Source organism: Arthrobacter sp. NPDC056493 (assembly GCF_042795115.1).
Classification (GTDB): Bacteria; Actinomycetota; Actinomycetes; order Actinomycetales; family Micrococcaceae; genus Arthrobacter.
Map to the genome: position 1 here is coordinate 90208 of NZ_JBHTSL010000007.1, position 24344 is coordinate 114551.

The following is a 24344-nucleotide window of genomic DNA, read 5'->3' on the forward strand; positions in this document are numbered from 1 at the left end:
GCACGGGCTCGCTCACCGGGCACCGGATCCCACCAGGACGAAAAACAGTTTTCCCTGGGTTGACGCGCCCGCCAAGGCACTGGCCTGCGCAGGAGTGGCGGCCACTACCAGCAGCCCGTCCGAGTCCCCGGCAGCAAGCCACTGGCCGCCCTGGCCTCCCTGGCCGGAGGTCCACAGGACAGGCACGGACTTGGCCAGTACCTTCGACGCTGACGCCTGCTCATAGCCGTTGCCGCTTGTCATGACAACGTTCACAAGTTGTCCGGGGGATACCAGTTGGATGGATGACGGGTCCGCCATCCGCAGCGGCACCGCAGCGGATCCGGGCGGCGCTCCCGTCAGCAGGCCTGGCCCCACCAGTTGCGCATCGGTGAGGAGTTGGCCCTGGCGAAGCGGCCCTGCCAGTTGCTTGCCGTCCACTCCGCTGCTGTCGTCAAAACTCCCGTCCGGCACCATGGCGGGCGGGACGCTGACGGTCCTGACATCGCTGCCCGTCAGGTTCGCCCCGGCCGGAAGGTCACGGGCAGCGGCCAGGACACCCACGGTCTGGGCGGGGGCAGGAGTCAGCTGGTGGACGGCGATCCCCGCGGCCGCGCAAAGGAGGAGTGCCACGGCAAGGCGGCGGTTACGGTTCAGCCACCCCGCGAAGCGCTGTCCGCGCGGGCGCGGACGGACGGCAGAACCGGGCAATGCGTTGCGGCGCCCGGGACGAGCGGCCGGGCGGGATGCCCTTGCGGGGAAGATTCCGGTAGCTGGCATGCCGCCACGCTACGGGCCGTCCGTTGGGCCGCGACAGGTGCGGGCAGCCGTATGTGGAAAAAGTAGCGCCCTCCACAGCCCGCCGGGAGACTGGCCCGAGCGCGAACAGAGAGTTAGGCACCTGCACGCACGAAGGGACACGCAAGCCCCGGGTTACCCGACTAAAGCAAAGAGTCCGGCCGGGTAAACCCGGCCGGACTCTTTTGAGTTTGAAGGCGGCAGGTGCCGCGGGAACCCGATTAGCTCGCGGCTGCTGCTGCCGGGGCAGAGGATGCGGGAGCGGCCGGGGCGGCCGGGGCTGACGCAGCGGGGGAGGGCGAGACGGCGCTTCCCTTGGAATCGCGCGAATCCGTCCGGTAGAAACCGGAACCCTTGAAGACCACGCCCACGCTGTTGAACTTCTTGCGCAGCGTGCCCTGGCACTCGGGGCAGGACGTCAGAGTGCTGTCGGTGAACGACTGCACGATGTCAAAGGCATGGCTGCAATCCTTGCAGGCATAGGCATACGTGGGCACTGTAGATCCTCCTCTTGGACAAACGACAGGTCCCGTGCTGCCTGGCTTCGTTTCCCGGTTTCTCCTTGACGGATCACCGCGGCGGAAATGACTCCATTAGCAGTCGCAGGGCCTGAGTGCCAATTCTAGCACCCCGCCCCGGGCGAGGTCACGCGAAGGCTACCAGCCCGGAGGGCATGAGCACTGCCTCGACGGGGCGGTCGAAGTCTTCAGCCGGGATGGTCTGGGCTGGCAGGAGTTCGGTGTCGTAGATGATGGCTGCCTTCGGAAGATGCAGGCCGCCGGCGTTGGCCGCGGCCAGGAACTTGTCGTAGTAGCCGCCGCCCTGTCCGATTCGGTTGCCGCTGCGGTCAACGGCCGTTGCCGGCATGAACATCCCGGCCGCAGTCCGCACCGCGTCCAGTCCGTGTCGCTCACCGTCCGGTTCCTGAATGGGCGCGTACCTGCTGCGGATGAACTCGCTCTCCGGGGTCCAGAAGACCCAGCTGAGCTCCCGGTCCGGTTCGCACACCGGGAGCAGGATGCTGTGACCCGCCTCATGCAGCGCGTGCAGCAGCGGGAGGGTTGGCGGTTCGAAGTCAACGCCGAGGTAAGCAGTGAACGTGGCCCGTTTGCCGGCAGCGATGGCCTCGGCCCAGGGCAGGCCATGGGTTGCGATGCCGTCGCCGGCATTTGCGAGGTCCGTTGCTGTCATCGTGGCCCGGATTTGCCGGTGCCGCGAACGGATCCCGTCCTTCGACGGCATGGTCCCTGTTGGCATGGATGTCATCCTTTGTCGCAGCGGCAGGCGGGCGGGCCGCTGCCGGAAGCATTTACCGTATGAATGTTCCCTCGGATAGATTAGACCAGTGACTTCCACTAATTGTTCAGTCCGCAAGGCCGTAATCCCCGCTGCTGGGCTCGGCACCAGGTTCCTGCCTGCCACCAAGGCCATGCCCAAGGAGATGCTGCCGGTGGTTGACAAGCCGGCCATCCAGTACGTCGTCGAGGAGGCCGTCAAGGTAGGCCTGAGCGACGTCCTGATGATCACCGGACGCAACAAGCGCGCGCTCGAGGACCACTTCGACCGCGTCCCGGCCCTGGAAGCGACGCTGGAGGCCAAGGGCGACACCGCCAAGCTGGAATCGATCCAGGCCGCGAGCAACCTGGGCGACATCCACTATGTCCGCCAGGGTGACCCCAAGGGCCTTGGCCACGCGGTGCTGCGCGCCCGCCAGCACGTGGGTTACGAGCCGTTCGCCGTCCTCCTCGGTGATGACCTCATCGATGCCCGCGACGAGCTCCTCAGCACCATGATCGACGTGCAGGCCAAAACCGGCGGTTCCGTGGTGGCCCTCATCGAGGTGGAGCCGTCCCAGATCAGCGCCTACGGCTGTGCTGATATCTCCGAGATTGAGGGCGAAGGCTTCGTCAGGATCAACAAGCTGGTGGAGAAGCCGGACGTGGACGAGGCGCCCTCCAACCTGGCTGTCATTGGCCGCTATGTGCTCCACCCTGACGTGTTCGATGTGCTGGAAAAGACCGAGCCCGGCCGTGGCGGCGAGATTCAGCTGACCGACGCCCTGCAGGAGCTGGCCAGCAGGGACGGTGAAGGCGGCGGCGTGTACGGCGTGGTCTTCCGCGGCCGCCGCTACGACACCGGGGACAAGCTCAGCTACCTCAAGGCCTGCGTGGAACTCGCCATCGACAGCGAAGACCTCGGACCTGGTCTGCGTGAGTGGCTGCCGGAAATTGCCGCCCGTCTGTCCAAGTAACCATTCATGAGGGTCAGCCACATCTGGCCGGTCACGCTGGAGTGCGGGGACCTTGTCCTGCGGCCCATCAGGTACAGGGACCGGAAGGAATGGACTGAGGTCCGTTCCCGCAACAGCGACTGGCTGGCGCCCTGGGAGGCCTCGAATCCGATCGCTGGCGGGGCTCTGCCCGATTACCGGCAGATGGTCCGGTCCCTGAACACCCAGGCTGCCCAGGCCACGGCACTGCCCTTCGTGATCGCCGAGTGGACACCCGGACACCGTGACCCCGTCATCGTGGGGCAGTTGACTGTCTCTTCCATTGTGTGGGGATCGGCCATGATGGCGACCCTCGGCTACTGGGTGGACCAGGACCGCGCCGGGCATGGGATTGCCCCGACAGCCGTGGCCATGGCAACCGACCACTGTTTCCGGACCCTTGGCCTGCACCGGATGGAAATCAACATCCGTCCCGAAAACGGTCCAAGCCTGCGCGTCGTGGAAAAGCTCGGCTTCAGGGACGAGGGCTACCGCCCGCGGTTCCTGCACATCAACGGGGAATGGGCGGACCACCGTTCCTTCGCACTGACTTCAGAGGAAATTCCGGAAGGCCTCCTCAGCCGCTGGCTGCGGGTAAGACCCGCCTGACCCCTGACCGACAGAGCCGCTGGTCAGAGCCGGGTTTCCGCATATAAGTCCATTGAATTGAAGCTGGGCCGCGACACACCGAGACGAATGCCACAAGAGCCCCGACATTCCTCATACGGTTTTGTGTGTGGACTTCCCCCTTAGCAGCTCAGTCATCCTTGTGGCTGCAGTTGCGCTCTGGATCGTTTGGGTTGCCCCTTACATGCTCCGCAACGGCCGGCATCAGTTCCAGACTGCCGGTGACCTGACGCTGGACAGCGTCGACGCCGAAACTGCAAACCCGCAAGCCGGGACGGTCGTGTATATGGCCGCCCAGCAGGAGAATCGCATGGACACCAGGAAGAGCAGCGAACCAGCAACAGGCCTCACCCCGGCTTCGTCCGGCACCAGGCCTGCCGCCGATGGGACCGGTGCCTTTCGGATCCGCTACGGACGGACGGCCATCGCGTTCGTTGGGCTGTTGTCCGTCATGACGGCCATTGTGGCCGGAGTCCTGCGGCTCTTTGGGCTCGGCAACCCCTGGGTTCCGGCCGTGGCGTTCCTGACCGGCGCTGCCGCCGTCGTGGTTTTGCGACGGCTCGCCGTCCGTGACCGCCGCAGGAAAGTCAGCGCCGCCTTCAGGGCGGCCATGGGCGCACCCGCCGGCCGGGAGTCCGCCGCCGAGCGCCGCGCGGAGGCGGCACCCGCCGTGGAGCCGGTGAAGCCCCGCGAAATTGCGCTCTTCGATGCCGAGGCAGAAGCCAAGAAGCCCAAGCCTCTAACGGCAGTCGAACTCCGCGAGGCGGCCCTGGCAGTTGCCCTTGCGGCCGGCGACGAAAGCGCCGCAGTTCCGGTACAGGGCCAGGCGGCCCAGCCCGAATCCAGCTGGGATCCGGTGGAAGTTCCCAAGCCCACCTACGTCGAAGCGGCCAAGGCCGAGCGTCCGGCACCCGAGCCGCTGGCGCTGCCAGAGGCTCCCAAGTCCGTGGGCAAGCCCTCACTCAAGCAGGGTCCGGCCGCCGCACCTCCCGCCGCCTCCCCGAATGCCGCGCCCGCCAAGCCGCTGACCAAGGCCCAGAGCGCGCTGAGCAACCTTGACGACGTCCTGCAGCGCCGCCGCGCGTAGCCGGACGCCGGTGCGGCACCAGGCGCCACAGTAGTGGCCCGGATCTGCGTTGCCGGCGGCACCGGCGAGGCGGGCCGCGAAGTGGTGCGCCAGGCACTTGACCAGGGGCACGCCGTCGCCGTTCTGAGCCGGAACCCGCCGCTCCCGGGTGCCCGGGAGTATTACGACGGCGCCGCTTACTTCCGCGCGGACGTCACCACCGGAAAAGGGGTGCCGGAAGCGCTGGCGGGCGCCGACGTCGTCGTCGATTGCCTCGAGGCGCGGACCGGCAAAGCACTGAGGCATTATGCGGCTGGCGGGGCAGTGCTGCTGGGCGAAGCCGCGGCGGCGGGTGTTGCCCGCGCCGTACAGCTGTCCATCGTCAACTGCGACCAAAGCACCCTCGCCTATTACCGGTCAAAGGCGGACAAGGAGCGCGTGTACGAGCGATCCGCGCTGGACACCCGCACTGTGCGGGCCACTCATTCCACAGCCTGTTGGCGGGGAGTTTCGGCGCGGGGGCCCGCGTTGGCCTCGTGCCGGCGATCAAAGGGGCCCGGTTCCAGACGATCTCGCCGGCGGATGTGGCGTCGGCCCTGCTGGAAGCCGCACGGGGAGCGCGGTCCGGCGGTCCCCACGCGCTGCAGACAGTCGGAGGGCCGGAAGTCCTGGGCATGGGATCGCTGGCCGGCACCTGGAAGCGGATAACCGGCGCCAGGGGCATCGTGATCGAACTTCCGCTGCCCGGATCGACGGGCAGGTTCCTGCGTGAAGGAAAGAACCTGGCGCCTGAACAGCGTTACGGAGACACGACATTTGAGGCCTGGTTGGCAAACCGGCCAGAAAATTTGTAGCCTAGGGAAACCGGCGTTGGTGTTCCTCAGGGACACGGCGCCACGGGGTTATAGCTCAGTTGGTAGAGCGCTTCGTTCGCATCGAAGAGGTCAGGGGTTCGAATCCCCTTAGCTCCACAGTTTCACCCCGGTCTGCGGACCGGGGTGTTTCCTTTTTTGGCTCGGAGAACAAACTACGCGGCTGCAGCTCATGTGCCCGAAGAACCGTGTCCCTTGGGCGGCAGGTGGCCGCGCCGGGACGCTTCGCGGACTACCAGCCGGATGTTGGCGAACAGCACTGCCTTCACTGCTGTCATGTCCGGGTGGTGCCCGTGCTTCAGCGCACTCTCAAGGCTGCTGCAATATGCCTCAAGGCGCTGCGCGCCGGCCATCCCCGAGCTGACCCTCAGGCTGATGATGGCCTCCTGGGTCGTCTCCATATCGCCTCGGGTGAGGCCCTTGAAGATCTTGGCCGCCCGCACGGGAAGCATCACCAGATACTCCTCCATGAACTTCTGCGCTGCGTCCTCCCCGGCTTCGTCCGTGAGGTCCTGCAGCGCACGGTCATCCAGTACCGGAAGGTCCTGGGCCGCGTCCGGGTCCTCCGCCATGCAGCCACCTCATCCAGTTGTCCACGCCATCCTGCGATTCTCAATGAAATGGTCCGGGACTCAGCTCAAGAACCTGACACTGTCGTCGCAGGTTCGGATCAAGAGTTGGCCAGCTTTCATCCGAGGAGCCGCAGCTGGGCGTCGCCGGGTCCCGGCTGCCAGCGGTCCTCCATGTCCGGCTGTGTCAGTTAGTTGTCCGCCGGGTCCGGAGTACATGGGGGGAATGCGTTCCGGACCCGGCAGTCTGAAGCTACGGTTCGCGGCTACCTTTGCTTCAGGGACAGGAACAGTCTGCGGCCTGCACGCTATGAAACGCCGGAGCTACCTGAGAGTCAGGCGTCGCTTTTACCCCCTGTTTGAGGGGTTTGATGCGGCATACCCAAGATTTTCCTAAGCCCGGGTCGCTGGCTTCCGTCTCAGGAAAGCGTGGCGGATTCGCCTCCGCGTCGGTGCGTGGGCGGCCGTGTTTTGCCAACGCGAAAGGCGTCCACGGGCGGGAAGGTACCCTGCCCGTGGACGCCAGGCGTGTAAAGGTGCGGGCTACTGGCCGCCGCAGAATTTGCTGTAGGTGCTGCCGGCCTGCTCATAGCCGGCCTTCAGCTCGGTGAGCTTCGCCTCGTCAGGGGTTTCCTTGGCGGACTCGTCCGTGTATTCCAGGATGGCATGCAGCGCGGGCTGCAGCTCGTCCGAGGACACTGCCTCGATGGGGCGGATCTGGTTGGCCAGGCGGGTCATGCCGGTCTTGCCCACGGAGTTCGTGGGGTTCGAGACAACCGTCCGGATCCGGTCGCAGGTTTGTGCGGTGGTGAGCTGCGGCGCAGCGCAGGCGGAAGCGGAGAGGATGAACCCGGCGGCAAGCAGGGCAGTGGTGAGTTTCTTCATGTTTCCCTCAGTAGTTGATGTCAATCGATTGTAAGCAGACGCAACCGGCTCAGGTCGGCCGGGTTACGGCTGGTGCTAGCAGCCGCCGGACTGCTCATCCGCCAACTGTTCGTCCGATTCGATCCGGCGAAGCTTCGAGAGTCGCTCTTCTATTCGTGACATGACGGGGGCCAGTTCCTCAGGAGCGCGGCACTCCGGCCCGCCAAAGAGGCTGCCAAGAAGCCCCGGGGCGATGAGGAACGGAGTGATGTCCTGCCCGTGGAGGACGTCCAGCACAGCCAGGAACCGCTGCCAGTCAGCCGGGCCGGCCCCGCCTTCTGCTGAAGGTGCGGGTATGCCGTCCACCACCCAGGCGGGGAACCGCTCCGCCAGCAGAAGATAGTCCGACGTCGATCGTGCCCCGCCGCACAGCTCGGCAAAACTCGCCCACAGCATGTCCGGGCCGGCGCCTTTGACTGACAGCGGACCGGTGGGCAGGGCCAGGACGTCCCGCTGGGAAGGGGAAGGGCTGAAGAGCCCGCAGGCACCCAGCTGCCGTTCCGTGCCGGGCGTGATGACCAGGCCCCGGTGAAATCCTGCCACTAGAGCCAGCCCTTCCGCTTGAAGATGAGATACATCAGGGCGGCTGTGCCAACCATCAGCAGGATCGCCATGGGATAGCCGTAGGCCCAGTGGAGCTCCGGCATGTGGTCAAAGTTCATGCCGTACACGCCGGCCACGAAAGACGGTGCGAAGAAGATCGCAGCCCAGGACGAGATCTTCTTTACCTGTTCGTTCTGCTGCGCGCCGGCCTCGTTTTGCCGGTTGGCCGTGAGCGTGCCGTCCAGGGTCAGTGCGTTCTGCAGGAGGTCACGGAACGAATCGGCCCGCGAAATCACCCGCTCCACGTGGTCCTCCACATCGCGAAGATTGTGCTGGAGGTCGGCGCCGGCAGCGAAGTCGTCGAACCCCCGGTTGAGCTGCTGCATCATGGCCGGCAGGGGGTGGATGGCCCGCTGGAACTGGATGACCTCGCGGGCGAGTTCATAGATGCGGCGGGACACCGTCGAGTCCCCGGAGAACAGCTGGTCCTCGATTTCGTCGATGTCGTTCTCCAGCCCGGCCACCACCGGAGCGTAGTCGTCCACCACCTGGTCCAGCAGCCCGTACAGCACTGCCGGCGGTCCGTGGCGGAGGAGGTCCGGCCGGGACTCCAGGCGGCGGCGTACCTGTCCGACGCCGGACATCTCGGCATGCCGGACCGTCACCACGAAGTTCTTGCCAACGAAGATATGGAGCTCTCCGAATTCCACGGTTTCGGTGTCATCGCGGTACCGGGCCGGCCTCAGAACAGTGAACAGGCTGTCCCCGTAGCGCTCCAGCTTTGGCCGCTGATGGGCCGAGATGGCGTCCTCGACGGCGAGGTCGTGCAGGCCAAACTCCTCGGCGACGGCGGCCATCTCGGCTTTCGAGGGCCGGTACAGGCCGATCCAGGCCATCCCGCCGTGGCTGCCAAGCGTTTCAAACGTCTGTTCCAGGTTTTCGGGCTCCGCGGTGCGGACCCCGTCGACGTAGACGGCGTTATCGATGATGGTCACAGTGTGCAGGTCTCCGTCTGTTGGGTCAGGACATCGCGTCGGGTCAGGACATTGCGCCGATGATGACTCCGGCGGCCGTCACAGCGAGGACATCGTGGCCGGAATCGATCAGCGTCACCGCGGCAGGACGTCCGGCGAAGCCGTTGTGGATCAAATGGCCACCCACGCGAAACACCACCGCCAGAACAAATGCGAACCATCCGCCGGCCAGCGCGGTGTCGAGCCCGAGCTTGCTGATCAGCACTGCAAGGAGGACGGCTGTCACGGCTGCGGCTGCCATCATGGGAACCCAGATTCCGGCGCCGCCCTCGGACTTCCTGAGGTCATCTTCCGTTTTGCCCACGGCTTCCATCCACCGCTTGCCGAGCACGGCGGGCAGGTACCAGACGAAGCCGATGGCCATGCTCGCGATGAAGGCAAGAAGCACCGCAAGCCAGTTGATCTGAAAGAAGTAAGAGAGCCAATCCATCCTCGCATCCTATTCCGGCCGGGCCGGCGCAGGCGCCGGAGCCGACTGAACGAGCCGGCTGATCAGCGGCTCGGTCCGGTACGGGATGTGAGTGTGGAGGGCAAGCACGGTCTCGGTGCGGATCACTCCCTTGACGCGCAGGATCGAACGCAGCGCGCCCTGGAGGTTTTGCGTATCGGTGGCCACTACCCGGCACCAGACGTCGCCCCTGCCGGAGATCTCGTGCACTTCTAGGACCTGGGGAATCAGCCGCAAAGCGGCGATCACGCCGTCGAGCTCCCGGTGGGTTACTTCAATCGTCACAAAGGCGACGACGTCGTAACCCACCGCTTCGAGGTCGATCTCGCGGCCGCCGTCGTGCAGGATGCCGGAGCGCAGCATCCGGCGCACGCGTGACTGGGCGGTGTTCCGCGCGATGCCGAGTTTGTCGCTCAGCTCGCCGATCTGGACGCGGGGGTCGCGGATCAGTTCGAGCAGGATCTTCAGATCCGTGGGGTCCAAGGTGTTCAAATCGTCACTCCGGTTCATGAATCCGGCCAAAGATTGATGGTTTTGCTCAATATTCCCACAAAATGACGCACTGGGTACGCACTCTTGCCGCATTCTTTAGGTACCAAGATTCCATCCGCGCGTGCAGCCCCCATAAGGGGCAGGTTCCGCGGACACACAGGCAAGGGCACGGGCATGACCGTCTTTAGCGAACTTCGAATGCGTCCGGCGACGGCCACCCGCTGGGGCTGGGATGCGTCCACCACCTCACGGCTGACCATGGCCGGCGTCGTCATTTTCACGCTCCTGGTGGGAGCCAACCTGGCGACCCCGCTGTATCCGCTGCTGCAGGTGCGGCTGGGCATCAGTTCCCTGGGCATCACCGTCGCGTTCGCTGCCTACGTCCTGGCGCTCGTGGCCACGCTCATGCTTGCCGGGCACTGGTCCGACCACATCGGGCGCCGTGCGGCGCTCCTCCTTGCCGTGCTGACGGGGCTCGCGGGCGGGCTGGTCTTTGCGGGGGCAGACAGTCTTGCCGGGCTGTGCGGCGGCCGGGCGCTCCAGGGCGTTGCCGTCGCCCTGGCAACGGGGGCCAGCTCGGCGGCACTGCGTGAGCTGCTGCCGGAACGCCCGGAGTGGGCCTCCCGTTTCACCCTGCTGGCCTCGGCCGGGGGCGTGGCAGCGGGCCCCGCGATCGGCGGGATCCTGTCCCTTCTGCCCGGGTCCACCACGACGCCGTACCTCGTCCATTCGCTCGTCCTGGCAGCCCTGCTGGTCCCGCTGTACCTGCTCCGCGCCCGGCCCGCCATCAAGCCTGCTGCCGGCCCCCGCCCGCTGAAGGCCCTGGCGCCGCGCCGGCCAACAGTGTCCCGCGAGGCCCGGGGCGCATTCTGGCTGGCGGCGGCCGTCGGCTTCCTCAGCTTTGCCGTATTCGGCTTCTGCCTTTCCCTCGCACCCGGCTACTTCGCGAAAGTCCTCAGCACCGACTCCCGGCCACTGATTGGCCTGCTGGCCGGGCTCACCCTGGGGTCGTCCGCCCTGAGCCAGTTGGTTGCCGTCCGGAGCAGGTTCGCTGTGCCGGCAGGGTTGGCTGTGCTCGGCGGCGCCGTGGCGCTCATTGCGGCCGCGGCTGCGGCCGGCAACCCGTGGCTGCTGGTGGCGGCGAGCGTTGCCGCAGGCGCCGGCCAGGGCATCGCCTTCCGGACCGTCTTCAATGACGTGGCCGGCAAGGTGGAGGCGTCCCGGCATGCACAGATCATCAGCACGGTCTACGTGATCACCTATCTCGGAAGCGCTGTCCCGGTGATGGGGCTGGGGCTCGCGACGGCGGCCTACGGACTCGACGCGGCCGTCGCCGGATTCGTGTCAGCCTGCGCCTGCGCGGCGGGGCTCCTGGCCGCGATTACCTGGCGCCGGAGCCTCCGCCGGTAGCAGCGGCTGGTGGCCTGCCGCCGTCGTAAAGCAGGGTTCTTGCAAAGAAACGATTGCAAAGAACTGATTGCAAAATAATCGTTGCAAAGGAATCTTTGCAAGAGTAGCCTTGGCGTATGGCCATCAAGCCCAGCACCGAAGCCCCCGGCGTGCAGGAACTGCAGTACCCCGTCCGTAAGATGGATCCGGCCTCCCTCAAGGCCCTTGCGCACCCGTTGCGCGTCCAGATCCTGGAGATGCTGTCCCGGTACGGCGCGCAGACGGCATGCAGCCTAGGCGAGCTGCTGGGGGAGTCCAGCGGTTCCACGAGCTACCACCTGCGCCAGCTGGCCAAGCACGATTTCGTCCGGGAAGTAGAGGGCAAGGGCACGGCACGGGAGCGGTGGTGGGAACGGCCGCGCGGCGCCATCGAGGTATCGTCACCTGAACTTGCAAGTTCCCCCGCCACCCAGGAGGCATCCCGGCTGGTCAACCGCGAATTCGAACTGCGCAGGCAGGCCGTGCTCGCCGACTTCATGGCGCACGGGGCGGACACCCTGGACCGCGACTGGCTGGAAGCCGCCACCGTCAGCACCGCCAACGTGCGGATGAACGAGGAGCAGCTGGGCGCGTACACGCGGGCCATGGAGGCCTACTCCTACCGGCTGCTGGAGGAGATCCGCGGCGAGGGGGACCAGCGGGGCGCCCGGCCGGTACAGATCCACTTCAACGCCTTCCCCATCCTCGGTGTCCCCGCATCAGCAGGCACCCGCGGCCAGCGCAAAGCGCAGGACACCGCCGATGCGGAGTCGATCAGTACAAAACAGTCAACGAGTCCCGAAAGGAAAGAGCCATGAGTGCTCTATCGGTCAACCAGTCCGTCCTCGGCTACCGCCGTGCCTCTCTCTTGGAAGCTGTGGCCGTTCGTGTCGGTGCCGGCCTGGTGGAATGGGCGGAGCGGCGGCGGGTTATTCCGGAGGAAACCGTGCGGCAACAGCGGGCCGCCGCCCGGCGCCGCGACGAGCTGGCCCTTCTCCGCGGCGACCTTCTCGGCGCAGCCCACTCGGGCCTGCTGCTTCCCCGCCGCTAGGTAGGCCGGAGGGTCGTCCCGGTGCCGCCCCAGTCCTCTCGCCGGGTCAGTCCTTTGGCCGGATCCTCTTGCCGGGTCAGTCCTGGTCGGGCAGCGGCCCGTGGTTGCCAGGCATGTGCTCGAACACCAGTGTGGTCTCGGTGTGGCCCACCACGGGGTCAGTGGCGAGGTTGTCCAGAACCCAGTCCCGAAGGTCCTCGGTGGTGGCGACGGCGATGTGCAGCAGATAGTCGACCGAGCCCGACGTGTGGAAGGTTGACAGCACGGCGGGCAGCTTGGGGACGCGGGAGGTGAACCGGTCGATCTGCTCCCGGTCGTGGGCGCGGAGCCGGACAGCGATCAGGGCCTGCACCGACCGCCCGATCGCGGAAAGGCTCAGCTTCGCCTCAAATCCCTGGATGATGCCCCGGTCTGAGAGTGCGCGGGTCCGCATGAGGGCGGTGGAGGGGGCGATGCCCACCAGTTCCGCCAGTTGCTTGTTGGATATCCGGGCATCGTCCACCAGGGCCGCCAGCAGCCGCTCATCGATGGCGTCGAGCGGCTCGTGCCCCGCCGCCGGCCGAATATTCTTCGGGTTGCTGCTCACGAATCCTCCTGAAGTGTTCTCCGTTCATCTTAGCGGCGCGAATCTGGCCAAGACATTCACGGGCAGGCTTCACTTCCGAACATCTGCAGGTTTCCCGTCCGGTTCGGCGGCGAATAATTCAGGAATGCTGCAGGCTCGCCTCGTCCTGTGGGCGATGCCGCCGTTGGCGCCCGGAGGCGGGATGCACGACGGCGGTGATCACCGCCGTCGCACACCCCAGGATGATGACGGCGGTGGCCAGCGCCGGCCAGCCGAGCGACTGGAACACCAGCCCACCTGCCCAGCCCAGGATGCTGGAACCCAGGTAATACGCGAGGTTGTACAGCGATGCTGCCTGTGCCCGGCCGGTCTGGGCGATGGCTCCCGTCCAGCCCGCGCCGACGCTGTGGGCGGCGAAGAAGCCGCCGGTGAAAATGATGAGTCCGGCCAGTATCAGCGCCAGCACCTGGGTAAGGGTGAGGGCCAGGCCTGCCGCCATCACCGCAATTCCAGCAAGCAGCACTGTCCGCCGGCCGAAGCGCTGCGTCAGGGCTCCGGCCCAGCGTGAGGTCACCGTGCCTGACAGATAGGCCAGGAAGATGAGGCTGATGAGCGTGGCGGGAAGGCTGAACGGTTCGCCGGAAAGCCGGAACCCGAGATAGTTGTAGACAGCTACGAAGCCGCCCATCAGCAGAAAGGCCTGCACGTACAGTGCCAGCAGCCGCGGATTGGCCAGATGCCCTGACAGTGTCCTGGCCGCACCGCGCAGGCCTATGCCGCGGGCCGGGCTGAAGCCCCGGGCCTTGGGAATGAGGACCAGGAAGAGCACGGCGGCCACCGTGGCCAGGACGGAGACGGCGAGCGCGGCGGCGCGCCATCCCCACAGTTCCCCCGCCGGTCCGGCCACGAGCCTGCCGGCCAGCCCGCCCAGGGTGGTGCCGGCGACGTAGCTGCCCGCGGCCACGGCAGCATGCGCCCGGTCGATCTCCTCGTTGAGGTAGGCAATGGCGATGGCAGGGATGCCGCCCAGGGCCATGCCCTCCAGCATCCGGAGGCCCAGCAGCACGGGAAAGGACGTGGCCAGCGGCACCAGCAGCCCCAAGGCCGTGGCCAGGCAGATTCCCCAGGTCATCGCTTTCACCCTCCCGATCCGGTCTGCGAGGAACGACCAGGGGATGACGGTGACGGCGAGGCCCACAGTGGCCAGCGAAATGGTGAGCGCGGCTTCCGCGGCGCTCACCCGAAGCTCGGCGGCCATGACGGGGAGCACTGCCTGGGTGGAATAGAGCTGCGCGAAGGTGGCCACGCCGGCGAACGCTAGGCCAGCCAGGATTCTCCCGTAGGCCTGGGAGCCCTTCCGGTGCCCGTTCCACTCGGCCCCCGCCTTGGCGGCGGCACCGGCCGGTGGCCGCGACTGGCGCGGCGGGGTTCCGGGGGCGTGCTTGCGCGGCGTTGGCATGCCTTCAGCGTAGATCTAGGCTGTTCTAGTATCCAATGCATGATTCATCGACTATTCATGCTGTATCGGATTGATTGACGGAGGAAAAACCGTGGATATCGAGCACAGGCAGCTCGTGCAGCTGCTGCCGATCCTGCCCCTGCTGGCAGAGCTCGGGCGGACCCAACACATCACCGAAACCGCCGAGCTGCTGGGCGTTCCGCAGTCGACCGTTAGCCGAGCGCTGGCGCGTGCCAGCGCCGTGGTGGGGACCGATCTGCTGGTCCGGGACGGCAGGGGAGTGCGGCTCACTCCAGCCGCCGCGACGCTGCTGCCTTATGTGGAGTCGGCGCTCGCCGAGTTCCGCGCCGGCCTGGACCTTGTACGGCACCAATCGGAGGTGGTGCGCGGCCGGATCGCCGTCACCTTTCAGCACACGTTTGGGGAGGCGACGCTGCCCTTGCTCATCAGTGCGTTCAGGAGCCGCTATCCGCAGACGGAGTTCGACCTCAGCCAGGGCTCCCGCGACAGCTGCCTCGCGGAACTGTCCTCCGGCGCCGCCGATCTCGCCCTGACCGCCCCCGTGGCACCCGCCAGCAGGACCATTGGCTCCGTTGCCCTGTACCGGGAACCGCTGCGGCTCGTGGTGCACCACCGGCACCCTCTTGCCGACCGGACGTCGGTGGCCGTGGCCCAGATCCGGAAAGACCCGTTCGTTGCGCTCGGATCCGGCTACGGGCTGCGCTCCCTGACGGATGCGCTGTTCCGGGAGGCCGGCTTCAGGCCGCGGATAGCCTTCGAAAGCCAGGATTCCCACACCGCGCGTGGCCTGGTTTCCGCAGGCCTGGGTGTCAGCATCCTGCCGCCGGAGGGCGGCAGCAGCCCGGGCCGCGGTGTCACGGAAGCCACCGGCGACCTGGGCTGGGTGGAAGTTGCGCTGGAGTCGGAACTGGCATACCGCGAGATCGGCCTGGCCTGGCGGGAACGCCGCAGCGTGCGGGACAGTGAATCGGACGCCGTGCGCCTCTTCCGCGAGCTCGTGTTGAACGAGGGACCCGGGCTGCTGGCGGGGCTGGTCCGGGCCCGGTCGGGCGCCTGACCGGCACGCGGCGCTGGCCCCGGGAGCCGTGCCACCCGGAGCCGTGCCCCCTGGAGCCGCGCCTCCTGCCGTCGGGCTCCTTAACCGCCCTGGAGCTTAACCGTCCAGCAGTGCGCCGATCGCCTCGGCCACGGGTCCCGTCCTGGCCGAGCGCCAGCCCTTCCCCGCCCAAAGGTTCAGCCGCTCCCGGTCACCGGCGGCGGCAGCCGCCGCGCGGATGGGGGCGGTCAGATGGTGGATGGCGGGGTAGCCCTCCGGTGCGTCCCCGTGGTCGCGGACAAAGTCATTGACGAGTGCCCGTGCGTAGCGGCCCGTGAACGCCCGGGTGGGTGTTGTTTCCGTGAAGCGGTCATCGCCAAGGGCGTCCTTGTGCAGCGGCCGCGCGCCGCTTTCCTCCGTCCGCAGCAGCGCCGTTCCCACTTGGGCGGCGGCCGCCCCGGCGGCAATCACCGACCTGACAGCGGCGGCGTCGGATACCGCGCCGGCTGCGATCAGCGGCAGGCCGACGGCGGCCCTTACCTCCCGGATCAAGTCAGCGGTCGACGGCGGCATCCCGACACGTGCCGCCGCGGGCAGGAAAGCACCGGAATGGGCGCCCGCGCTGCTGTGCTGGACGACGAGGGCATCGAAGCCGCGGTCCGCTGCCAACTCGGCCTCGGCGCGGCTGGTGACCGTGGCCAGGACGGTGGACCCGGCCTTCCGGAGCGCCTGGACAATGGGGGAACCGGGCAGCCCGAACGCGAAACTGACCAGTTCAACGGGCTCTTGCAGGAGGAGGTCGATCTTCGCCTGCCAGGCATCGTCGTCGTCAAGCACCAGGGGTGGCACGGTCACGCCATAGCGCCCGGCGTCCCGGTCGAGGCTGCTCCGGTAGTCTTCCAGCCTGGCCACAGCGTCGGGGGCGGGGTTCAGCTGTGCATGGTCGGGCACAAAAACGTTGAGTCCGAACCGGACGCCGGCGTCCCGGCAGGCACGGATTTCGGCGCTGACCGCGTCCGCACTCTTGTAGCCCGCGGCCAGGAAGCCCAGCCCTCCGGCGCGGTGCACGGCCGTCACGAAGCCCGGCGTCGACGTCCCGCCCGCCATGGGCGCGGCAATGATGCGGGTATCGATCTCGGCGAGGGACATGGCCTGCTCCTTGGGGCTAATCAGTACTCTGTTCAGGTGACTAACTCTGACAACCTATCCGGTGCGGCCCCTGATGCGTCCACTCCGGTCGTGTCCCATGCTGTCCCGTCCGGTTCTGCCCGGTCGGGCACTGCCCAGCCCGACGACGTCGTGATCGGCCTCGACATCGGCGGCACCAAGACGAGGGGCGTCCGCTTCGAACACGGGGAACCGGTGGCTGACGAGAGCGTGGGAAGCGCCAACGTCCAGAATGTCAGCCGGGCGGAAGCCGCTGCGCATCTCGAGGAGCTTTTCGCAAAAATCGGCCGTGGCCCGGTGGCACAGGTCTATGCCGGTGCGGGCGGAATCGACACCGATGAGGACGCCGCCGCCCTGGCAGCACTCATCGCGCCGCACGCCCCGGGGGCCCGGATCACGGTGGTCCACGACTCCCGGCTCCTGCTCGCGGCCGGCGGCGCCAACACCGGCGTCGCAGTCATTGCGGGCACCGGCTCGGCGGCCTGGGGCACGAACGGGAACGGCGACGAGGCGAGGGCCGGCGGCTGGGGCTACCTCCTGGGCGACGAAGGCAGCGGCTACTGGCTGGGCCGGGAGGCAGTGCGCCACAGCCTGCGGCGCATGAACCAGGGGCAGGAACCGGACGCGCTGACCCGGGCGCTGCTGGACTCCTGCAGCACAGACGACCCGAACAAGCTGATCGCGCTCTTTCACTCCCCGGACACGGGACGCCGCTTCTGGGCGCAGCAGGCCCGGCTGGTGGTGGAGGCGGCCGACGCCGGCCACAGCGTCAGCCGCGACCTGATCGACCAGGCGGGCAAGGACCTGGCGGACATGGCGGCCCAGGTCCTCCGGCAGCTGGGGCTGGACGGACCGGTCATCCTGGGCAGCGGCCTGGGCATGAACGTTGTCCGGCTCCAGGACTCGTTCCGGAAGCACCTGGCGGCAGCCGGAGTCAGCGATGTGCGGATCCTGGAGCAGGACCCTGTCTTCGGTGTTCCGCTGCTGGTCCGTGGCCAGGGCTGACACTGGTGTAACCGGGCGCGAACGGACACTTGAGCCCCGCGTTGAGGGCCCCAGGTGTCCGTTCGCGCTTGGAGAGAGCCAGCCCGGGGCGGCCGTGACTCAGGACCGGGTCCGTGGCCTGAGCTTCACCCCGGGCAAGGGCGGTGCGGGGATCCTGCCTGCCTCGCGGCCCGCGTCAGGACCGTGGCCGTGGACCAGCCCGAACCGCGAGGCTTCGGCAGCCGCGTCGGACAGTTCGGCCTGGGCCTCCCAGTCCGCCCGTGCCTGGGCCACCTCCTCATGCGTCCTGCCCACGAAGTTCCACCACATCAGCAGCTCCTCCTGGAGCGGCTCGCCGCCGATCAGCACGAACCGGGTCTCCGGCAGGGCGTCCACGGCCAGGACCTCGCGCCCGGCCCCCAGGTAGCCCAGCGGCCCCGGCCCGACGTCCTGCCCGTCCACCGTCAGGCCGCCGTCGAGCACCAGGACGGCGTGTTCGAACGCCGGGTCAAGCGGAAAAGCGGCGGCGCCGCCGCAGCTGACGTCCGCTCCGACGATGGGCGTGTACATCGTGGCCGGCGAGGAAGCGCCGGCGAAGGTCCCCACCATCACCGTGGCCGTATAGCCCGGGCCACGGACCGTCGGAAGGTTGCGGTGCTGCTCGAAGGCCGGAGGCCTGTCCCGTTCCCCGTCCGGCAACGCGACCCACAGCTGCAGCCCCCGCTGCAGCGGAAGCCCTGCACCGGCGTCGTCCGTTGCCGGCAGCATGGCAAACTCGGAGTGCGAGACGCCGTGCCCGGCTGTCATGATGTTCAGCTCGCCCGGGCGGACAATGACGTCGCTGCCCACGCTGTCCCGGTGCCTGATCTGCCCGGCGAGGGGCCACGTCACGGTCTGCAGGCCGGTATGTGGGTGCGGCAGCACGGACATCGCCGTCCGGTCGGGGCCGAAGCTGTCCAGGAAGCACCAAGCGCCCACAGTGGGCAGGCCGCGCTGGGGGAGGGTGCGGAGCACCGACATCGCGCGGACCCCGCCGAGCGGCACTTCACGGGCCGGCCACAGCTGCAGGCATGGCCCGGTTCCCGTCCCTGTGTCCGGGCCGGCGGGCGGGCAGGTTTCCTCCTGCGGGAGAAGCTCCAGATTCGTCACAGTCCCACTCTAGGACGGCCGCCTGCACGCGGATAGCGCGGGGCTACGCTGGAGCCATGACCGTTCTCTTCGACACCCGCCCCGCCGCCTACGCGGTGATCATCCGCGACCGCGCCATCCTCCTCGCGTACTGGAAGCAGGACGGCAAGGAAGGCTGGACGCTGCCCGGCGGCGGGCTGGACCTTGCCGAGCATCCCGTGGACGGCTGCATCCGGGAGGTCTTCGAGGAGACGGGCTACCACGCCGAAATCGGCGCGATGCTGGGGATCGACGTCGGGCACTGGCCGGCGGGTTCGCGGCTGGACGGGGCGGACCGCGACTTTCAGGCCCTCCGCCTGGTGTATGAGGCGAGGGTGACGGGCGGGGAGCTCACCCACGAAGAGAACGGCACCACCACGCACGCCGCGTGGATACAGCTGCACGACGTCGGTTCGCTCAACAGGGTGTCCCTGGTCGATGCCGCGCTGCGGTTGTTCCGGGAACGGCCGGTCAACGGCAAGCTGGACTGAATTCCTGGTTTCCCTAGCCAGGCGGCGCCCGGCTGGCTATTCTGGGGGAGGCCGCGGACATTCTGTCCGGCGGCGGCCAGGCTGACATGAACACAATCCGGCTGAACACAGTGCGGTTGAACACAGTGCGGTTGAACACAGTGCGGTTGAACACAGTGCGGGGGAGGTGGACCTGATGATTGCAGAATTCGTGCGCGCTCCGCGCCCAGTCGAAAACACCTTCATTACTCCTGCCCCTGCTGCCCGCTCGTAGCCAGTCCAGCACACTCGGTGCACAGCGCACTGTCCGGACGGCCGGCGGCACTTCGGGGCCAACCCGAGGTTCACAGTGAAAAATCCTTCCGGCCTTCGTGCCAACCAGCTTCAAAACCAAATCCCTCCCATACAACCTGACCACCTGCCAGGCCCAGTCCCGTACGGCTTCACGGCGGCAGCGGCGCAGCACTTCGCAGCCCATCCGGCCGCCGGCGGCGAGGCAGCCGCCCGCGTCGTCCGGGTGGACCGCAACCGGATTGTGGCCGCCACGGCCGACGGACTGATGCATCTGCCCTACCCGGCCGGTGCCGTGCCGGCCACCGGCGACTGGATCTGGCTCGGCCGCAACCGGGCGGCGGAACCGGCCGTCGTCGGGGTGCTTCCCCGCACGTCCGAGCTGAGCCGCAAACGTGCCTTCGATCCGTCCACGGAGGCACAGGTCCTCGCCGCGAACATCGACATGGTGGGCGTGGTTGTTCCGGTGGACCGTCCGCTGAGCCACAACAGGCTCGAACGGACGCTTGTTGCCGTCTGGGATTCCGGTGCCACACCCCTGGTGATCATCACGAAGGCGGACCTGGCGGACATCGCCGATGACGTCGTCGGGAAGGTCATCCTGCAGGCAGCCGGAGTGGACGTGGTGACCACCTCTGCCGAGCAGGGGGACGGCATCGACGAATTGCTCTCCCGGGTGCAGCCGGGGCGGACAATCGCCCTGCTTGGACCCTCCGGCGCAGGAAAGTCCACGCTCATCAACGCGCTCGCGGGCCACCACGTCCAGTCAACAGGCGACGTCAGGGCCACCGACGGCAGGGGGCGGCACACCACCACGGCGCGGGAGCTGGTGCCGCTGCCCAACGGCGCCGTTCTGATGGACACCCCGGGTGTCCGCGGCTTCGGGCTGTTCGACGCCGACGACGGGATGGAGGAGATGTTCGGCGACCTGCACATGCTCTTCGAACAGTGCCGCTTCTCGGACTGCGCCCATGACAGGGAACCAGGGTGCGCGGTCCGTGAGGCGCTCGACGACGGGTCCCTCGAGGAGCGGCGCTGGGCAAGTTACGTCAAGCTGCAGCGGGAGCTCGCCGCCCTGGAGCGCCGCCACGACGCTGCGGCGAGAAGGGCGTACCAGCGGGAATGGCACCAGAAAGTGGTGGTGGCCGGCCGGAGCCAGCGGGCCGCCGAGCGATACCGCCATTCCTGAGGCTGGAGTTTTTGTCCAGATAATGGCCGCTCCGGGGTCTTTTGGACCCATTATCTGGACAAAAACTCCGCCACCCATCCGGGCGGGGGACGGCACCGAATCATTGGTGTTTGTCTCCGAATGATTAAGGTATCCGCGCCTGCGGCGGTTTTGCCTGAGGCAGTGGTTACGCTGTGTCAAGACGCGCTTTACAGCCAAAAAACAGCATGCATATGATCAATTCGCTTTACCGTCCGATGTTGCCGCCCAACAGTTAGGTAAGCCGGGTATGGCCGAAGCCATGATTGAGTTCCAGAGCGTCACCAAGCAGTACCAGAGCGGGCAACCGGCGGTGGACCAGTTGAGCATGTCCATTGACCGCGGCTCCATCACGGTGTTCGTGGGACCATCAGGCTGCGGCAAGACCACCTCCCTGCGCATGATCAACCGGATGGTGGAGCCCACGTCCGGGACCATCACCGTGGGAGGACGGGACGTCACCTCCGTGCCGGCGGCAGAACTCCGGCGCTCCATGGGCTATGTGATGCAGTCGTCGGGCCTGATGCCGCACCGCTCCGTGGTGGACAACATCGCCACGGTGCCCCGGCTGAACGGCGTGGCGAAAGCTGACGCCCGCAGGCGCGCGGAAGAACTGCTCGACGTCGTGGGGCTGGCCCCGTCGCTGGGCAAGCGGTACCCGTCGCAGCTCTCCGGCGGCCAGCAGCAGCGCGTCGGCGTTGCCCGGGCGCTCGCCGCCGACCCGCCGGTCCTGCTGATGGATGAGCCCTTTAGCGCCGTGGATCCCGTGGTCCGCGACGAACTTCAGCAGGAGCTCCTGCGCCTGCAGCGTGACCTGGCCAAGACCATCGTCTTCGTCACCCACGACATCGACGAGGCCACCGTGCTGGGGGACAAGGTGGCGGTCTTCGCCGTCGGCGGCAAGCTGGCGCAGTACGCCACCCCCGAGGAGATCCTCCGGGCGCCGGCGAACGAGTTCGTGGCTTCCTTTGTGGGCCGGGACCGCGGGTTTCGGCACCTCGCCTTCACCACGGCCGACGGCGTCGCGGTTCATCCCGTGGACACGGTCACCCGGGGCGGGGACGCCAAAGCGCATGAGAACAGCTGGCGCCTCGTGGTGGATGACCAGCAGCGCCCGCTGGGTTGGGAAGGCCCCGGCCTTGACTCCCAGCTCATCCCCGGCGGCTCACTGTTCCGGCCGGGCGACACCCTCCGGCGCGCCCTCGATGCCGCCCTGTCGTCACCCTCGGGTCTCGGCGTCGCGGTCGACGGCGACGGCAAGGTTGCCGGCGTCGTCAAGGGCGCGGAGGTGCTTTCCGTCATCGAGTCCGCGCGCCGGACCCGGCAGGGCGCACTCTGATGCAGTGGTTCCTGGCGAACAGCCCCATGGTCTTCGAAAGGGCGGGCCAGCACCTGGCCCTGGCCCTGGTTCCGATGGTCCTGGGCCTGCTGATCTCCATCCCGCTGGCACAGTTGTCGCGGCGGCACAGCGCACTTCGGCAGCTCGTGGCCACCGTGAGTTCCCTGCTTTACACCATCCCCTCGCTGGCGCTGTTCATCATTCTCCCGCCGCTGCTGGGAACCCGGATCCTTGACCCGCTGAACGTCGTCATCGCCCTGACCATCTACGCCGTGGCGCTGCTGGTCCGGGCGGCCATGGACGCCTTCGATTCCGTGGACGACGACCTCCGGCAGGCGGCCGTGGCCATGGGCTACAAGCCCGCCGCCCGGTTCCTGCAGATCGACCTGCCGCTGTCCCTGCCAGTGATGTTCGCGGGTCTCCGCGTGGTGTCGGTGAGCAACATTTCGCTGGTGAGCGTGGCCGCCCTGCTGGGCGTCGGAAACCTGGGGATGCTGTTCACGGACGGGCTGCAGCGGAACTTCGTCACCGAGGTGGTGGTGGGGATTGTCGCCATCCTGCTGCTGGCCGTGGTGATGGACGCGCTGCTGGTCCTCCTTGAACGGGTCCTCACACCCTGGACCAGGGCAGGTTCCGTCAAGTCTGGCGCGAACGCCAAGTCCGGCGCCGAATTCACCGCCGACGCCAGGGTGCACGCGGGGGCGGGCTCATGAACATCTTCACGCAAACATTCGCCTGGCTCGCGGATCCAGCCCACTGGTCCGGCCCGGGCGGGATACCCGTCCGCCTGCTCGAGCACCTGCAGTACAGCTTCCTGGTCCTGATCATCGCCGCCGCCATCGCCGTCCCGGTGGGGCTCTACATCGGCCACACGGGCAGGGGCCGGGTGGTGGCCGTGGCCGTGGCCGGCGCCCTCCGCGCGCTGCCCACGCTGGGGCTCCTGGTGCTGTTCGCCCTCGTCGCCGGAAGCGGCCTCATGCCGCCGGTGTGGGCGCTGGTCATCCTCACGGTCCCGCCGCTGCTGGCCGGCACGTATGCCGGCATTTCCAGTGTGGACTCCAATGTGGTGGATGCCGCCCGCGCCATGGGCATGAAAGAGCTGCAGGTCCTGTTCGGCGTGGAGGTTCCGAATGGTCTCCTGGTGATGTTCGGCGGCATCCGCACGGCCGTGCTGCAGGTGATCGCCACAGTGTCGGTGGTGGCCTACCTTCCGCTCGGCGGCCTGGGGCGCTACCTGTTCGATGGACTGGTGCTCCAGGACTTCCCGCGGATGCTGGCAGGTTCGCTGCTCATCGCGGCGCTGGCGATCGTCGTCGACCTCGTCCTGGCGGCCGTGCAGCGGCTGGTCGTTTCACCGGGGCTGTCAGCACGTTCCAAGGGCGGCCGCAAGGCCGCCACCGATCTCTCGGCTGCCGCGCCCGCGGCGGCCGCTGTTCAAGGAGGCACCGCATGAAGTACCCCGTCCGCACGACTCTCACCCGCCGTGGCCTGGGCGGCCTCGCCGCCGGTGTCGGCGTCGCCCTTGCCCTGTCCGCCTGCAGCGGCGGCAATCCGCTGTCTTCCCCCTCCACGAGTGCAGCCGGCGGCGCCACCTCCGGCGGTTCACTCGTGGTCGGCTCGGCGGATTTCCCGGAAAGCCAGATCATCGCCGAGATCTATGCCGGTGCTTTGAACGCGGCCGGCGTCACCGCCACCACCAAGCCAAACATCGGCTCCCGGGAGATCTATTTCAAGGCCGTCCAGGACGGGTCGGTGGACGTCGTGCCGGACTACTCCGGCAACCTTCTGTCATTCGTCGACACCGAGGCAGCACAGGTGACCGCGGACGACGTGTACAAGGCGCTTCCGGGCAAGCTGCCGCAGGGACTCGCCGTGCTTGAGCCGTCCAAGGCCGAGGACAAGGACGCCATGGTGGTCACCAAAGCCACGGCGGAAAAGTACCAGCTGAAGACCATCGAGGACCTGGCCAAGGTCTGCAAGGACCTGACCATGGCCGCGCCCGCCACCTTCGAGACCCGGTCCTACGGGTTCCCGGGGCTCAAGAAGAACTACAACTGTGAACTCAAGGCGCTCAAGCCCTTCAGCGACGGCGGCGGCAACCTCACGCTGCAGGCGCTCCTGAGCGACGAGGTCCAGGTTGCCGACATTTTCACCACCACGCCGTCCATCGCGGACAATGACCTCGTTGTGCTGGAGGACCCGAAGAACAACTTCAAGGCCCAGCAGGTACTCCCGCTCTACAACGGCGCCAAGGTGACGGACAAGGCCAAGGAAGCGCTCAACAACGTCTCCAAGACCCTCACCACGGACGACCTGATCAACCTCAACCGTGCGGTGAGCGGAAGCCAGAAGCAGAACGCCAAGGACGCCGCTGCCGCGTGGCTCAAGGACAAGGGCATCGTCAAGTAGCCCGAACCCAACTGACTCGCAGTTGTTGTCGTTTTGAACCCCCAAAACGACAACAACTGCGAGCTACTTGGGCGGCGCCGCCCCGCCGGCCCGTTACGTCCCGGGTCGCCGCGTGTGGGGCACGTCTCC

28 protein-coding genes and 1 tRNA gene are annotated in these 24344 nt (G+C 67.5%); 16 read left to right on the forward strand and 13 right to left on the reverse strand.

Annotated features, from left to right (window positions below):
- Positions 1–12: 12 nt before the first annotated feature.
- The 3 genes from cpaB to ACFQ50_RS04990 all read right to left on the reverse strand — a co-directional run bounded on the left by cpaB (position 13) and on the right by ACFQ50_RS04990 (position 2034).
- The gene (gene cpaB, locus ACFQ50_RS04980) at positions 13–759 is read right to left on the reverse strand and encodes a Flp pilus assembly protein CpaB (RefSeq protein ID WP_377994397.1); all 747 of its coding nucleotides are present in this window, start codon (positions 757–759) and stop codon (positions 13–15) included.
- A gap of 239 nt (positions 760–998) precedes the next feature.
- The gene (locus ACFQ50_RS04985) at positions 999–1274 is read right to left on the reverse strand and encodes an FmdB family zinc ribbon protein (RefSeq protein ID WP_377994398.1); all 276 of its coding nucleotides are present in this window, start codon (positions 1272–1274) and stop codon (positions 999–1001) included.
- A gap of 148 nt (positions 1275–1422) precedes the next feature.
- Positions 1423–2034: a 5-formyltetrahydrofolate cyclo-ligase gene (locus ACFQ50_RS04990; protein ID WP_377994399.1), complete on the reverse strand. Its 612-nt coding sequence runs from the start codon at positions 2032–2034 to the stop codon at positions 1423–1425.
- An 88-nt stretch (positions 2035–2122) separates the two neighbouring features.
- Here ACFQ50_RS04990 and galU point away from each other — a divergent pair, with 88 nt between their 5' ends.
- The 5 genes from galU to ACFQ50_RS05015 all read left to right on the forward strand — a co-directional run bounded on the left by galU (position 2123) and on the right by ACFQ50_RS05015 (position 5710).
- Positions 2123–3028 (forward strand): UTP--glucose-1-phosphate uridylyltransferase GalU, encoded by a 906-nt coding sequence (galU, locus tag ACFQ50_RS04995; RefSeq protein ID WP_377994400.1) that lies wholly within the window; start codon positions 2123–2125, stop codon positions 3026–3028.
- Between the two features lie 6 nt (positions 3029–3034).
- Positions 3035–3655: a GNAT family N-acetyltransferase gene (locus ACFQ50_RS05000; protein WP_377994401.1), complete on the forward strand. Its 621-nt coding sequence runs from the start codon at positions 3035–3037 to the stop codon at positions 3653–3655.
- 127 nt (positions 3656–3782) lie between these two features.
- Positions 3783–4760 (forward strand): hypothetical protein, encoded by a 978-nt coding sequence (locus ACFQ50_RS05005; protein WP_377994402.1) that lies wholly within the window; start codon positions 3783–3785, stop codon positions 4758–4760.
- Between the two features lie 33 nt (positions 4761–4793).
- A complete protein-coding gene (locus tag ACFQ50_RS05010) occupies positions 4794–5447 on the forward strand; it encodes an SDR family oxidoreductase (RefSeq protein WP_377994403.1) in 654 nt (217 codons plus the stop codon).
- A gap of 190 nt (positions 5448–5637) precedes the next feature.
- A tRNA-Ala gene (locus ACFQ50_RS05015) sits at positions 5638–5710 on the forward strand.
- Between the two features lie 71 nt (positions 5711–5781).
- On the opposite strand, the gene ACFQ50_RS05020 is transcribed toward ACFQ50_RS05015, so the two are convergent.
- From ACFQ50_RS05020 to ACFQ50_RS05045, 6 genes are all read right to left on the reverse strand, one after another.
- Entirely contained in the window at positions 5782–6183 is a 402-nt protein-coding gene (locus ACFQ50_RS05020; protein WP_377994404.1) for an Hpt domain-containing protein, read from the reverse strand.
- 540 nt (positions 6184–6723) lie between these two features.
- Complete coding sequence (locus ACFQ50_RS05025) at positions 6724–7065, reverse strand: hypothetical protein (protein WP_377994405.1); 342 nt, start codon at positions 7063–7065, stop codon at positions 6724–6726.
- Between the two features lie 75 nt (positions 7066–7140).
- Positions 7141–7647, reverse strand: coding sequence for an AFG1/ZapE family ATPase (gene zapE, locus ACFQ50_RS05030; RefSeq protein ID WP_377994406.1), 507 nt, complete (start codon positions 7645–7647; stop codon positions 7141–7143).
- Positions 7647–8642, reverse strand: a complete 996-nt coding sequence (gene corA / locus ACFQ50_RS05035) for a magnesium/cobalt transporter CorA (RefSeq protein ID WP_377994407.1) — start codon at positions 8640–8642, stop codon at positions 7647–7649. Before corA ends, zapE begins: the two co-directional genes overlap by 1 nt.
- 43 nt (positions 8643–8685) lie before the next feature.
- Positions 8686–9111 carry a DUF1761 domain-containing protein gene (locus tag ACFQ50_RS05040; RefSeq protein WP_377994408.1) on the reverse strand — a complete coding sequence of 142 codons (426 nt, stop codon included), beginning with the start codon at positions 9109–9111 and terminating at the stop codon, positions 8686–8688.
- 9 nt (positions 9112–9120) lie between these two features.
- Positions 9121–9621: an Lrp/AsnC family transcriptional regulator gene (locus ACFQ50_RS05045; protein ID WP_377994409.1), complete on the reverse strand. Its 501-nt coding sequence runs from the start codon at positions 9619–9621 to the stop codon at positions 9121–9123.
- 174 nt (positions 9622–9795) lie between these two features.
- On the opposite strand from ACFQ50_RS05045, the gene ACFQ50_RS05050 reads away from it, so the two are divergent.
- The 3 genes from ACFQ50_RS05050 to ACFQ50_RS05060 all read left to right on the forward strand — a co-directional run bounded on the left by ACFQ50_RS05050 (position 9796) and on the right by ACFQ50_RS05060 (position 12100).
- On the forward strand, positions 9796–11031 hold the full coding sequence (locus ACFQ50_RS05050) for an MFS transporter (protein WP_377994410.1): 1236 nt from the start codon (positions 9796–9798) through the stop codon (positions 11029–11031).
- A 116-nt stretch (positions 11032–11147) separates the two neighbouring features.
- Positions 11148–11867 (forward strand): ArsR/SmtB family transcription factor, encoded by a 720-nt coding sequence (locus tag ACFQ50_RS05055; protein ID WP_377994411.1) that lies wholly within the window; start codon positions 11148–11150, stop codon positions 11865–11867.
- Complete coding sequence (locus ACFQ50_RS05060) at positions 11864–12100, forward strand: 2-nitropropane dioxygenase (protein WP_377994412.1); 237 nt, start codon at positions 11864–11866, stop codon at positions 12098–12100. Before ACFQ50_RS05055 ends, ACFQ50_RS05060 begins: the two co-directional genes overlap by 4 nt.
- A gap of 76 nt (positions 12101–12176) precedes the next feature.
- Here ACFQ50_RS05060 and ACFQ50_RS05065 read toward each other — a convergent pair whose 3' ends face one another.
- On the reverse strand, positions 12177–12686 hold the full coding sequence (locus ACFQ50_RS05065; protein ID WP_377994413.1) for an Lrp/AsnC family transcriptional regulator: 510 nt from the start codon (positions 12684–12686) through the stop codon (positions 12177–12179).
- A gap of 118 nt (positions 12687–12804) precedes the next feature.
- Positions 12805–14124 carry an MFS transporter gene (locus tag ACFQ50_RS05070; protein ID WP_377994414.1) on the reverse strand — a complete coding sequence of 440 codons (1320 nt, stop codon included), beginning with the start codon at positions 14122–14124 and terminating at the stop codon, positions 12805–12807.
- A gap of 91 nt (positions 14125–14215) precedes the next feature.
- On the opposite strand from ACFQ50_RS05070, the gene ACFQ50_RS05075 reads away from it, so the two are divergent.
- Complete coding sequence (locus ACFQ50_RS05075) at positions 14216–15202, forward strand: LysR family transcriptional regulator (RefSeq protein ID WP_377994415.1); 987 nt, start codon at positions 14216–14218, stop codon at positions 15200–15202.
- Between the two features lie 96 nt (positions 15203–15298).
- Here the strand turns inward: ACFQ50_RS05075 and ACFQ50_RS05080 are convergent, their stop codons facing one another.
- Positions 15299–16330, reverse strand: a complete 1032-nt coding sequence (locus ACFQ50_RS05080; RefSeq protein WP_377994416.1) for a nitronate monooxygenase — start codon at positions 16328–16330, stop codon at positions 15299–15301.
- A 90-nt stretch (positions 16331–16420) separates the two neighbouring features.
- On the opposite strand from ACFQ50_RS05080, the gene ACFQ50_RS05085 reads away from it, so the two are divergent.
- Entirely contained in the window at positions 16421–17353 is a 933-nt protein-coding gene (locus tag ACFQ50_RS05085; RefSeq protein ID WP_377994446.1) for an N-acetylglucosamine kinase, read from the forward strand.
- Between the two features lie 99 nt (positions 17354–17452).
- Here ACFQ50_RS05085 and ACFQ50_RS05090 read toward each other — a convergent pair whose 3' ends face one another.
- Positions 17453–18481: a pirin family protein gene (locus ACFQ50_RS05090; RefSeq protein ID WP_377994417.1), complete on the reverse strand. Its 1029-nt coding sequence runs from the start codon at positions 18479–18481 to the stop codon at positions 17453–17455.
- Positions 18482–18537: 56 nt separating this feature from the next.
- Here ACFQ50_RS05090 and ACFQ50_RS05095 point away from each other — a divergent pair, with 56 nt between their 5' ends.
- The 6 genes from ACFQ50_RS05095 (at position 18538) to ACFQ50_RS05120 (ending at position 24215) form a co-directional block, all read left to right on the forward strand.
- Positions 18538–18990: an NUDIX hydrolase gene (locus ACFQ50_RS05095; RefSeq protein WP_377994418.1), complete on the forward strand. Its 453-nt coding sequence runs from the start codon at positions 18538–18540 to the stop codon at positions 18988–18990.
- Between the two features lie 397 nt (positions 18991–19387).
- Entirely contained in the window at positions 19388–20449 is a 1062-nt protein-coding gene (gene rsgA, locus ACFQ50_RS05100) for a ribosome small subunit-dependent GTPase A (protein WP_377994447.1), read from the forward strand.
- A 268-nt stretch (positions 20450–20717) separates the two neighbouring features.
- Positions 20718–21806: an ABC transporter ATP-binding protein gene (locus ACFQ50_RS05105; RefSeq protein WP_377994419.1), complete on the forward strand. Its 1089-nt coding sequence runs from the start codon at positions 20718–20720 to the stop codon at positions 21804–21806.
- Positions 21806–22519 carry an ABC transporter permease gene (locus ACFQ50_RS05110; protein WP_377994420.1) on the forward strand — a complete coding sequence of 238 codons (714 nt, stop codon included), beginning with the start codon at positions 21806–21808 and terminating at the stop codon, positions 22517–22519. Before ACFQ50_RS05105 ends, ACFQ50_RS05110 begins: the two co-directional genes overlap by 1 nt.
- Positions 22516–23259: an ABC transporter permease gene (locus ACFQ50_RS05115; RefSeq protein WP_377994421.1), complete on the forward strand. Its 744-nt coding sequence runs from the start codon at positions 22516–22518 to the stop codon at positions 23257–23259. Before ACFQ50_RS05110 ends, ACFQ50_RS05115 begins: the two co-directional genes overlap by 4 nt.
- Positions 23256–24215: an ABC transporter substrate-binding protein gene (locus ACFQ50_RS05120; protein WP_377994422.1), complete on the forward strand. Its 960-nt coding sequence runs from the start codon at positions 23256–23258 to the stop codon at positions 24213–24215. Before ACFQ50_RS05115 ends, ACFQ50_RS05120 begins: the two co-directional genes overlap by 4 nt.
- Positions 24216–24344 lie beyond the last annotated feature (129 nt).

Coding starts and splice junctions, on each gene's coding strand:
- ACFQ50_RS04990 (WP_377994399.1), bottom strand. CDS start 2,034: ATGCCAACAGGGACCATGCCGTCGAAGGACGGGATCCGTTCGCGGCAC.
- cpaB (WP_377994397.1), bottom strand. CDS start 759: ATGCCAGCTACCGGAATCTTCCCCGCAAGGGCATCCCGCCCGGCCGCT.
- ACFQ50_RS05110 (WP_377994420.1), top strand. CDS start 21,806: ATGCAGTGGTTCCTGGCGAACAGCCCCATGGTCTTCGAAAGGGCGGGC.
- ACFQ50_RS05020 (WP_377994404.1), bottom strand. CDS start 6,183: ATGGCGGAGGACCCGGACGCGGCCCAGGACCTTCCGGTACTGGATGAC.
- ACFQ50_RS05050 (WP_377994410.1), top strand. CDS start 9,796: ATGACCGTCTTTAGCGAACTTCGAATGCGTCCGGCGACGGCCACCCGC.
- ACFQ50_RS05120 (WP_377994422.1), top strand. CDS start 23,256: ATGAAGTACCCCGTCCGCACGACTCTCACCCGCCGTGGCCTGGGCGGC.
- ACFQ50_RS05040 (WP_377994408.1), bottom strand. CDS start 9,111: ATGGATTGGCTCTCTTACTTCTTTCAGATCAACTGGCTTGCGGTGCTT.
- ACFQ50_RS05095 (WP_377994418.1), top strand. CDS start 18,538: ATGACCGTTCTCTTCGACACCCGCCCCGCCGCCTACGCGGTGATCATC.
- ACFQ50_RS05025 (WP_377994405.1), bottom strand. CDS start 7,065: ATGAAGAAACTCACCACTGCCCTGCTTGCCGCCGGGTTCATCCTCTCC.
- ACFQ50_RS05070 (WP_377994414.1), bottom strand. CDS start 14,124: ATGCCAACGCCGCGCAAGCACGCCCCCGGAACCCCGCCGCGCCAGTCG.
- ACFQ50_RS05000 (WP_377994401.1), top strand. CDS start 3,035: ATGAGGGTCAGCCACATCTGGCCGGTCACGCTGGAGTGCGGGGACCTT.
- ACFQ50_RS05115 (WP_377994421.1), top strand. CDS start 22,516: ATGAACATCTTCACGCAAACATTCGCCTGGCTCGCGGATCCAGCCCAC.
- ACFQ50_RS05080 (WP_377994416.1), bottom strand. CDS start 16,330: ATGTCCCTCGCCGAGATCGATACCCGCATCATTGCCGCGCCCATGGCG.
- ACFQ50_RS05055 (WP_377994411.1), top strand. CDS start 11,148: ATGGCCATCAAGCCCAGCACCGAAGCCCCCGGCGTGCAGGAACTGCAG.
- ACFQ50_RS05060 (WP_377994412.1), top strand. CDS start 11,864: ATGAGTGCTCTATCGGTCAACCAGTCCGTCCTCGGCTACCGCCGTGCC.
- ACFQ50_RS05105 (WP_377994419.1), top strand. CDS start 20,718: ATGGCCGAAGCCATGATTGAGTTCCAGAGCGTCACCAAGCAGTACCAG.